The sequence below is a fragment of the Kitasatospora sp. NPDC048545 genome (genome assembly GCF_040651155.1).
Classification (GTDB): Bacteria; Actinomycetota; Actinomycetes; order Streptomycetales; family Streptomycetaceae; genus Kitasatospora.
On the sequence record NZ_JBEZIQ010000113.1, the window covers coordinates 1 to 10,033 of the forward strand.

Below are 10,033 nucleotides of genomic sequence, written 5' to 3' on the forward strand. Positions count from 1 at the left end.
GTTCGCCTTCCCGCGCGAGGTCCTGTGCGAGCGCGACATCGTCTCCCGCGGCGGCTCCGGCGGGGAAACGAGGGTTCCGCGTCTACCCGCCGTGGGTGACCACGACCAACCGGCACGTCTCCTCCTCCCGGCCCGCCGTTTCCCGGGTGAGGCCATGTGCCGTGACGGCGCGGCGAGTCGGTGCGTCGCCGCACCACCGGGCGCAGCGCGCGGGCGCGTTCCCGCCGACGGCACTGCCAGGCCGCGTCCGCCGTCCCCGCGTCGCACGGCCCGGCCGGCTCCGTGGATCGAGCAGATCGCCCACGAGCCGGTCGACGCGATGCCGCCGTCGGGCGTGGTCGACGTCGTCGAGGCCTTCGACGCCCCGCTGCCCGCCACGGTCATCGCCGAACTACGCGGCGCCCCACCGGAACACCACCTGGACTTCCGCGTTGGTCGGCAGGCGGAACCAGACCCCCGGCACCGCCTCGTCGTACGAGGACAACCACTTCGGGGGATGCCGGTGTTCGACTTCTTCGCGCTCGTCCTCCTGCTGCCGGCCGGGCGCACCGGGCGCACCGGACACGTACGAACAGCCACCGTGACGCGTGAACGGCCACCGCTTCCGGCCGCGTCGAGCCTCGTTACCCCCGTGCCCGATGACTCGGTGGTGCCGAACGCCCCGCCGGAGTCCACCTGTATCGCTGCCGCATCCCCCTCATGTACTCGCCCGTGCTCCGGCCCGCGCAGGCCGTCATCCACTGCCTCGGCCCGCCCTGGTGGAACACCCGGGCGCCGAACCCGGGTGAACTGCCGTACCCGCTCCCGGGGATGCTCCAGGTCGGCTGCGCCGGTCCGTCGTGCCGCGGTGCGGGTCGCGTCGTCCTCAGGGGCCCGCCCGGGCGCCCGTCGTGGCGGCGGGGGCGTGCGAACACGCGGCAATGTTGTCATTGACAACATGAAGGGGTCCGGGCAGCCTGGGGGCATGAGCGCATCGCAGAGCAAGTGGACCGCCGCGGACCTCCCCGCGCAGACCGGCCGCACGGTCGTCGTCACCGGAGCCACCAGCGGAATCGGCGCCGTGACCGCCCGGGAACTCGCCCGGGCCGGCGCCCACGTGGTGCTCGCCGTCCGGGACACCCGGCGCGGCGAAGCCCTCGCCCGGGGCCTGCCGGGCAGCACCGAGGTGCGGCGACTGGACCTCGCCGACCTCTCCTCGGTCCGCGGGTTCGCCGCGGGATGGCACGGCCCGCTCGACGTCCTGGTGAACAACGCCGGCGTGATGGCGATCCCCGAGGCGCGCACGGCCGACGGCTTCGAGAGGCAGTTCGGCACCAACCACCTCGGCCCGTTCGCCCTCACCAACCTGCTGCTGCCGCAGATCACCGACCGCGTCGTCACCGTCGCCTCCAACGCGCACCGGCGACCGGGTGTGGACATCGACTTCGACGACCTCGACTCGCGCAGGTCCTATCGCCCCTGGCGGGCCTACCAGCAGTCCAAGCTGGCCAACCTGCTCTTCACCAGGGAACTCCAGCGCCGGCTCACCGAGGCCGGCTCCGCCGTCACCGCGCACGCCGTCCACCCCGGCTACGCCGCCACCAACCTGCAGAGCGGCGCCGCCGGCGCCGGCCAGCGGCTGATGATGGCGATCGCCAACCGTCTGGTCGCCCAGTCGGAGGAGCAGGGAGCGCTGCCCTCGCTCTACGCGGCCACCCAGCCCCTGCCCGGGGCCAGCTACACCGGACCGGACGGCCGCGGCGAGCTGCGAGGCTTCCCCGCCCCCGCACAGCTCAGCCCCCACGCCGTCGACGACGCCAGGGCCCGCCGTCTGTGGGACGTCTCCGAACGGCTCACCGGCGTGGGCTTCCCCACGACCCTGAGTCGCTGACGGCGGGCGCCGGTCCGACCGCGGCTCCCCCTGCAGGGCCGCGCGTCCGCGGCTGCCGTCCCGGGCCGCGACCGGTGCCGGGGCCTCGGTTGGGGTGGCGGGGTGAACGGTTACGAAGAGGAACCGCTTGACCCGCTGTTCGGCGCCGACCGCACCTGACCGCCCGTCCGTGCCGCGGTGGTGGGCGGCCGTTGACCCCCGGGGTGGTGGCCGGCCGTCGAGGCCCGGCGGGGGTGTGCCCGCCGGCCCGCCCTACGCGTCCGTTTCCTCGGTGAGGCGTCTGAGGAGGCCGAGCAGGGTCGCGCGATCCGCCTCGGGCAGCGCCGCGAAGCAGTCGGCGAGGATGTCGTCGGCGACCTGGTGGCCGACGGTCAGGATCTGCTCGCCCGCAGGTGTGAGGTGGTGCTCGATGCGTCGGCCGTGTCCCGGCCGGCGTTCGACGAGACCCTGGGTCGTGAGGCGGCCGACGAGCGCGCCGAAGGCCTGCTCGGTCTGGAAGGTCGCCGTGGCCAACTCGCGCCCCGAGGCGCCGGGTGAGCGGCTGATCGCGCGCAGGGCGTCCCACTGGGCCAGTGTCGTGCCGGCGTCCGAGAGCGCGCTGTCGAGCGCCCGGTGTTGTCGGTACTGGGCCTGCTTGACCGCTCTGCCGAGTTCTTGCAGCTCATTACGCATGCGTCGAGTCTATGCCAAACAAAACTAGCTTATATAAAGATCTTTAGTTACCCTGAGGCATGCCCACCGACACAGCAGCCGTGTACGCAGACCTGCCCCTCACCCTCACCGAGGCCGGAACCGGCAGGCCGGTCCTCGTCCTGCACGGAGGCGGCGGGCCCGCCACCGTCGCCGGCCTCGCCCGACACCTCTCCGGCCTCGCCCACACCATCACCCCGGTGCACCCCGGCTGGGACGGTACCCACCGCCCCGGGTGGCTCACCGGCATCGACGACCTCGCCCTCGCCTACCTGCACCACCTGCACGACCGCGCCCTGCGCGACGTCCTCGTCGTCGGCTCCTCCCTCGGCGGCTGGACAGCCGCGGAGATGGCCGTACGCGACACCGCGGGAATCATCACCGGCCTCGTCCTGATCGACGCCGTGGGCGTACAGGTCGACACGGAACCGATCACGGACTTCTTCGCCCTCGACGCCCGCAGCGCCGCGGAGCACTCCTGGCACGACCCGGACCGGTACCACGTCGACCTCGCCGACGTCCCGGCCGAAGAACTCGCGCGCAGGCAGGCCAACACGGCGACCGTGCGCCTCCTCGCCGGCGACCCCTACATGTACGACCCCAAGCTGCTGCGCCGGATCGGACGCGTCCAGGTGCCCACCCTCCTGCTCTGGGGCGCCAGCGACCGCATCGTCACACCCGCCTACGGTGCGACGTACGCCGAGGCCTTCGGCAACGGCCGGTTCGAGGTCGTCCCCGAGGCCGGCCACCTCCCGCAGATCGAACAGCCCGACGCCACCTTCGCCCTGATCGACGCCCACCTCCGCCGGACGGGCACCGCTTCCCCCGACGCCGGCTAGCGGTCGCGCCCGGGGCCGGGACGCACCGGCCCGGGGCGCACCGGCCCGGAGGGCGTGGATCCGTCCTCCCACGTCGGCCGAAGGTGAGCCGGACCGGCCGGATCCGGTGCTCCTCGATGGCCCGATGTGACAGATCCTGGTCATTGCGGCCGTGGCCGGCCGGGCGGAATGATCAGGGCATGCCCCCACCGCACCGTGTCGTGATCGTCGCCTTCCCCGGCATCGAGCTGCTCGACGTCACCGGCCCGGCCGAAGTGTTCTCCGTCGCCACCCGGGTCGCCGGAACCGACCGGCCCGGCTACCACGTGCGGATCGCAACGGCCGATGGCGGCCCGACGGTCACCTCCAGCGGCGTCCGGCTGATGGCCGACCTGGCCCTCGACGAGGTGTCCGGCCCGATCGACACCCTGCTGGTGTCGGGGGCGGTCGAGATCGCCGACGGCGGCGTGGAACCGGTGATCGACCGTGAAGTCACCGACTGGCTGCGCCACGGGGCGTCCCGAGCCCGGCGGGTCGGCTCGGTCTGCGCGGGAGCGCACGTGCTGGCCGCCGCCGGGCTGCTCGACGGCCGGCCCGCCACCACGCACTGGCTCACCGCGGCCCGGCTGGCCGCCGACCACCCCCGGGTCCGGGTCGACCCCGACCCGATCTTCATCCGGGACGGGCAGGTGTGGACCTGCGCCGGCGTCACCTCCGGGATGGACATGACGCTGGCCATGGTCGCCGAGGACCACGGCCAGGACCTCGCGCTCGCGACCGCCCGGATGATGGTGATGTACGTCAAACGCGCCGGCGGGCAGAGCCAGTTCAGCGTGCCGCTGTCCGTCCGGAGCTGCGAGGACGACCGGATCGACGAACTGCGGATGTGGATCGCCGAACACCTCGTCGAGGACCTCTCCCTCGAAGCCCTCGCTGCCCGGACGCACCTGAGCGTGCGCCACTTCACCCGGCTGTTCCACCAGCGCACCTCCACGACACCGGCCGCCTACGTGGAGGCGGCCAGGCTGGAGGCCGCCCGGCGGCTGCTGGAGGACAGTCACCGGAGCCTGCCGGAGGTCGCCGCCGCCAGCGGCCTCGGCTCCGTGGAGACGCTGCACCGCGTCTTCCGGCGGCGGCTGGGCACCACCCCGGCCGAGTACCGCCGGCGCTTCTGACCCGCCCGCCCCACCCGCCCCCCACCTGCCCCCACCTGCCCCCTTCCGCCGGCACCGGCGAAGGGCCGAGCTCCGCCGTGCCCGCACGGCGCGGCACCGCCGCACATTCCGGAGGAGAGCCATGTCCCGCACGAAGGTCGTCCCGATCCCGGTCATGGGCCGGCACGTCGTCAACGCCTACCTGCTGCTCGGCCGCAGGCCCGTCATCGTCGACGCCGGAACCCCCGGGAGCGGCCGGAAGATCCTCGACGGGGTCACCGCCCACGGCGTCGACCCCGCCGACGTCTCGCTGATCGTCATCACCCACGGCCACATCGATCACTTCGGTGCCGCCGCCGAACTGCACCGGCTCACCGGCGCGCCCGTCGCCGGCCACATCGCCGACCTCGGGCCGTACCGGTCCGGCCGGGTCCGCGAACCGTACCTGCCCACCGGTCCGATGGGCCGCCTCATGGCCCGCAACAGGAACCTCCACGTCCGGGCCGAGCCGGTCGAACCCGGCGTGCTCGTCCGCGGCGAGACGAGCCTGGAGGACTTCGGTGTCGCGGCGCGCATCATGCCCACCCCCGGCCACACCGCCGGATCGGTCTCCGTCCTCACCGACGACGGGGACCTCGTCGCCGGTGACCTGGTCGCAGCCTCCTTCATGGGCCTGATCCCCGGCAGGCCCGCCAACCCGCCCTTCCACGACGACCCCCGGCAGAACCTCGCCAGCCTCCGCCGGATGCTCGCCCTCGACCCCACCGCCCTGCATGTCGGCCACGGCACCGCGCTCGACCCGGACCGGGTGCGGCGGTGGGCGGAGAAGGAACACGCCCGCCTCGCACGGCTCGACGCCGCCGGCCGCCTCACCACCCGCGGCGAGTGACGCGGCGTCCGGACGGGGCTCAGGAGGCCGGGCCCGCGGGCGGTGCGCCGGTGGTCGCGGCGTCGTACAGGGCCCGGGTGGCGGAGCCGAAGTACGCGCTGTAGGACACCTGGGGGGTGTTGCCGCCGATGTGGTAGCCGCCGATCACTCCGATCACCGCCCAGCCGCCCGGCCACGGCACCAGCATCGGTGCCCCCGAGGTCCCGCTCACGAAGCCGTCGCACGCGATGCGCTGGAAGGTGCCCGGGTCGGCGGGGTCGTCGCCGACCCACCGGGTGGTCCGGCCGAGGCACTCCAGCGGCTTCTGCGCGCGGCTCGGGTACCCGATCATCCGTACCGGCGCGTGGACGTACCCGGAGTCGGTGAGCAACTCGACCGCGCCGACCGCGTCCTGGATCCGCCGCCCGTCCTGGCCGGGCCCGGTCACCGCGAACCCGAAGTCGTACGCGGCCCCGGCGTGCGGGCCCCGGTCGTAGTACTCCTGCGGGACGTGGACGCCGTTGTTCCTGACCGGGAAGACGCCGAACGGCGCGAGCCCGTCGTGGTACTGCGGAACGAACCCCAGGTGCCGCTTCGGGGAGGTGCCGGAGTATCCCGAGAGGCAGTGCCCCGCGCTCAGCACCAGGTCGCGGCCGGGGCTGCGCACCACGGAGCCGCTGCAGCTCCGGCCCGTGCCCCCGGCGTCGGTCCAGAAGAAGGCCCCGACCTGGGGGATGCCGTCGAAGCTCCTGCTCGGGGGCGTGACCTCGCCGGGCAGCGGCCCGTCCGCGGTGGCCGGCGCGGCGCGTCCGGTGTCGCCGGGGAGCGCGGCCGCCATCCGGGCCGCGGTCCAGTACGCGCCGAGCTGCCGCGCGTCCGGAGCGCCCGCGTCCGGACCGCCCGTGTCCGGTGCCGCGGCGGAGGCGGCCGGGGCGGGCCCGGTGCCCAGCACCAGGGCGGCTGCGACGGCCGCGGCGTGCCTGATGACCCGTGTCCTCTTCGGGGACGAGGCGGACTTGTCCGCGGGATGCTGTGACATACCCGCAGTGTCGGGTTCGGGCGGGGTGCGGGGGCGGACACCCTTCGCGATCTTCACTCGAAAAGGTGAAGGGCGTGGGCGTGTACGGCCGACGGTCCGGCTCTTGCCGCCTCGGCGTCCGAGGAGGACGAGCACCGGCCGCCGTCGGCGGTCGCGCCGGACCGTGCCCCGCGGCTCCGGCCCGGCGGGACGCCGGGATAATGATCTTGGATGTCGGCTGGTGCTGAGCGGGGGCGGGCGGGGTGCGGATCAACGTCATGGGGCCACTTCAGGTCGTACGGGGTGCGGACGGGTCGGCGTCCGAGGTCGGCGGGGCGCGGCTTCGGCTGCTCCTGGTCCGGCTGGCCCTCGACCCCGGGCGGGTGGTCACCCGGGAGCGTCTGGTGGACGACCTCTGGGGGGACACCCCGCCGGAGGAACCGGCCGGCGCCCTGCAGTCCCTGGTCTCCCGGCTCCGCCGGGCACTGGGCGACGACCGGGCCGTGATCGGCACGCACCCCGCCGGGTACCTGCTCGACCTGCCCCGCAGCAACGTGGACGCCTGGGACTTCGAGCAGCGGGTCGCGGCCGGGCGGGCGGCGCTCGCGTCGGGCGGGTTCACCGACGCGGTCGCCCTGCTGGACGGGGCACTGGAGCTGTGGCGGGGAACGCCCTTCGCGGACGCCGAAGGCGCGGGGTTCGTCGCGGCGCCGACGGCCCGGCTGACGGAGCTGCGGCTGTCGACGGTGGAGGAGCGGGCCGACGCCCTCCTCGCCCTCGGCGCGCCCGGCCCGCTGCCGCGCCTGGTCGCGGAACTCACCGGGCTGTGCGTCGCGCACCCGCTGCGCGAGCGGGCCGCCGTCAGGCTGATGCGTGCACTCCACGCGGACGGGCAACAGGCGGCGGCGCTGGAGGTGTTCGAGCGCACCCGGCGGGCACTGGCCGAGCACCTGGGCGCCGACCCGTCAGCCGAACTGCGGGACGTCCACCTGCAGGTGCTGTCCGGCGGGACGCCGCCCACACCGAGGCCGACCCCCGCCACCACCGCGAACCCGGCCCGGCGTGCCGCCCTGCCCACCTGGCTCACCGGCCTGGTCGGCCGCGACGAGGCGCTGACGGCGATCCGTGAACGCCTGCACCGCTCCCGCCTGGTGACGCTGACCGGGCCGGGCGGTGTCGGCAAGACCCGGCTGGCGGTCGCGGCCGCGACGGCCGCACCGCCCGCGACGGACGTCCGGCTCGCCGAACTCGCGGGCGCCGCCGGGCCGGACGCGGTGGCCCAAGCCGTGCTGGCCGCGGTCCGCCGCCCGGCGGACACCGGGGTCGCGGCCGGCGGCCTGCCCGCGGGCGGTCAGGCCGGGGATCCCGTCGACCGGATCGTCCGAGCCCTGGAAGAGCGTGCAGACCGTGAGGTCCTGCTCGTCCTGGACAACTGCGAGCACCTGATCGAGGACGCGGCCCGGCTGGCCCACCGCCTGCTGGCCGCCGCGCCCCGGCTCACCGTGCTGGCCACCAGCCGCGAACCGCTCGGCGTCACCGGCGAGGTGCTCTGGCCGGTGGCGCCGCTCGCCGTGCCCGAACCCGGTGGCACCGCACAGGAGGCACTGGCGCACCCCGCCGTCGCCCTGTTCACGGAGCGGGCCGCCGCGGTCTGCCCCGGATTCTCCCTGGACGACGACACCGTCGAGCCGGTCGTCCGGATCTGCCGGGAACTGGACGGCCTGCCGCTGGCCCTCGAACTGGCGGCGGCCCGCCTGCGGGCCCTGAGCCCCGGGCAGGTCGCGGCCCGGCTGAACGACCGGCTCCGGCTGCTGGACAGCGGCTCCCGTACCGCCCCCGACCGGCACCGCACGCTGCGCGCCGTCATCGGCTGGAGCTGGGAGCTGCTCGACGAGGACGAGCGCGTCCTGCTGCGACGGCTCTCCGTGTTCGCCGGCGGGGCGGCCCTGCCCGACGCGCACCCGGTCTGCGCCGGGCACTGGCCGGGTGGCTCGGCGCCCGACCCGACGGCCGTGGAGGACCTGCTGGCGTCCCTGGCCGACAAGTCCCTGGTCGCGGTCGTCGGCCGGGAGACCGGCGCGGTGCGGTACCGGCTGCTGGAGACGGTCCGCGCGTACGCCGCCGAACGGCTCGTCGAGGCCGGTGAGGCCGACGCGACCGCGGCGGCCCACCTGCGCCGGTTCGTCGAGCTCGCCGAGACCGCCGAACCCCGGCTGCGGACAGACGGCCAGATCGGCTGGCTGGCGCGCCTCGACGCGGAACAGGGGAACCTGGACGCCGCGCTGCGCCGGGCGGTCGCCGTCGGCCCACCGGAGCACGCGCTGAGGCTGACGGCCGCCCGGGCCTGGCCCTGGCTGATGCGCGGTCAGAGCCGGGAAGCCGGCGAGTGGACGGCGGCCGTCCTCGCGGCCCACGGCCGCACCCCGCCGCCCGGCCTGGAGCAGGCGCACGCCCTGTGCGTGATCCTGCTGCAGCTCACCGCCCCGCTCCGGGAACCCGGCGACGCCGTGGTCCCGCCGGAGGCGACGGGTGCGGCGCTGATCACCGCCCAGCAGGCCGATCACCCGGTCGCCCTGGCCGCCGCGCTGCTGCTCGCCATGGCGGGCCCGCCGGACGCGGTCGGCACGACGGCGCAGCGGTACGGCGAGCACCCCGACCGGTGGACGCGGGCAGCCGCCCACCTGGTGGCCGGCCGGATCGAGCTGGGCGAGGGCCGGATCGGACACGCCGAGCACCGCCTGCGGACCGCGGTGGACGGCTTCCGGACCGTGGGCGACCGCTGGGGGCTGGCCATGGCGCTGGTCACGCTGGCCGCGCTGCTGTCCGTCACCGGCGCGGCCGACGAGGCGCTCGCCGCCCTGACGGAGGCCGGTGAACGGGACGCCGAGACGGGCGGCCGCGGCGAGGCGCCGCTGGCACTGCTGCTGTCGGGCCGGCTGCGGACGCGCCGCGGCGAACCGGCTGCGGCCCGGTCCGACCTGGAGCGCGCGCTGGCCGCCGCCGACCGCGCCCGGGACCCCCACCTGCAGGCCGCCGCCCACTACGCGCTCGGTGAACTCGACAGGCGTGTCGGCGACTTGGACGCGGCCCTGCGCGGCCAGCAGGAGGCGCTGCGGCGGCTGGAACGGCTGCCCGCGACCGGCCCCGCCGCCCCGGCGCGGCTGCACCTGCTCGCCCTGCTGCACAGCGGCGTGGCCCGGATCCGGCAGCGGCGCGGCACACCGGACGCGGCGGGCCCGCTGCACCGCCGGGCCCTGGAGCTCGCGGCGGACAGCGGCGACCGGCCGGTGCGGGCGGACGTGCTGGAGGGGTTCGCGGAGCACTGCCTCGCGCTCGGCGAGGCGGCCCGCGGTGCGGCGGCGCTGGGCGCCGCGTACGGCCTCCGCGGGGCTCACGACGCGGGAGATCCTGAGCTGCGGGCCGTCCTGGACGGCTGCGCCGAGATGCTCGGGGAGTCCGGCTTCCGGGCCGCCTGGGAGCGCGGACGGGCGTTGTCGAGGCCGGAATCGGCGATCCTGGAAGCAATCTGACGATTCGTCAGGGACGGGCCTGCGCCTGTCGCGCCCCCCCCGGCGGGGGGGGGGCCCAGCGGGCCGCCCGACAGCCCCCGCCCCG

Annotated in this window: 8 protein-coding genes and 1 pseudogene; 6 read left to right on the forward strand and 3 right to left on the reverse strand. The window is 75.6% G+C overall.

The genetic code is table 11. The annotated features are described in order from the left end of the window. Window positions 1-131, forward strand: a pseudogene (locus AB0D10_RS45260) (MepB family protein); the annotation flags it as partial. A gap of 260 nt (window positions 132-391) precedes the next feature. On the opposite strand, the gene AB0D10_RS45265 reads toward AB0D10_RS45260, so the two are convergent. After that, complete coding sequence (locus AB0D10_RS45265; protein ID WP_360268668.1) at window positions 392-565, reverse strand: hypothetical protein; 174 nt, start codon at window positions 563-565, stop codon at window positions 392-394. Window positions 566-964: 399 nt separating this feature from the next. Between AB0D10_RS45265 and AB0D10_RS45270 the strand changes: the two genes are divergently transcribed. Then, a complete protein-coding gene (locus AB0D10_RS45270; protein ID WP_360268649.1) occupies window positions 965-1,870 on the forward strand; it encodes an oxidoreductase in 906 nt (301 codons plus the stop codon). A gap of 252 nt (window positions 1,871-2,122) precedes the next feature. Here AB0D10_RS45270 and AB0D10_RS45275 read toward each other — a convergent pair whose 3' ends face one another. Continuing rightward, entirely contained in the window at window positions 2,123-2,542 is a 420-nt protein-coding gene (locus AB0D10_RS45275) for a MarR family winged helix-turn-helix transcriptional regulator (RefSeq protein ID WP_360268652.1), read from the reverse strand. Window positions 2,543-2,601: 59 nt separating this feature from the next. Here AB0D10_RS45275 and AB0D10_RS45280 point away from each other — a divergent pair, with 59 nt between their 5' ends. From AB0D10_RS45280 to AB0D10_RS45290, 3 genes are all read left to right on the forward strand, one after another. Continuing rightward, window positions 2,602-3,399, forward strand: a complete 798-nt coding sequence (locus AB0D10_RS45280; RefSeq protein ID WP_360268655.1) for an alpha/beta hydrolase — start codon at window positions 2,602-2,604, stop codon at window positions 3,397-3,399. A 179-nt stretch (window positions 3,400-3,578) separates the two neighbouring features. Next, a complete protein-coding gene (locus tag AB0D10_RS45285; protein WP_360268658.1) occupies window positions 3,579-4,553 on the forward strand; it encodes a GlxA family transcriptional regulator in 975 nt (324 codons plus the stop codon). Window positions 4,554-4,674: 121 nt separating this feature from the next. Then, a complete protein-coding gene (locus AB0D10_RS45290) occupies window positions 4,675-5,421 on the forward strand; it encodes an MBL fold metallo-hydrolase (protein WP_360268661.1) in 747 nt (248 codons plus the stop codon). Window positions 5,422-5,440: 19 nt separating this feature from the next. Here AB0D10_RS45290 and AB0D10_RS45295 read toward each other — a convergent pair whose 3' ends face one another. Continuing rightward, window positions 5,441-6,439 carry a hypothetical protein gene (locus tag AB0D10_RS45295; protein ID WP_360268664.1) on the reverse strand — a complete coding sequence of 333 codons (999 nt, stop codon included), beginning with the start codon at window positions 6,437-6,439 and terminating at the stop codon, window positions 5,441-5,443. Window positions 6,440-6,696: 257 nt separating this feature from the next. On the opposite strand from AB0D10_RS45295, the gene AB0D10_RS45300 reads away from it, so the two are divergent. Then, complete coding sequence (locus AB0D10_RS45300) at window positions 6,697-9,948, forward strand: BTAD domain-containing putative transcriptional regulator (RefSeq protein ID WP_360268666.1); 3,252 nt, start codon at window positions 6,697-6,699, stop codon at window positions 9,946-9,948. Window positions 9,949-10,033 lie beyond the last annotated feature (85 nt).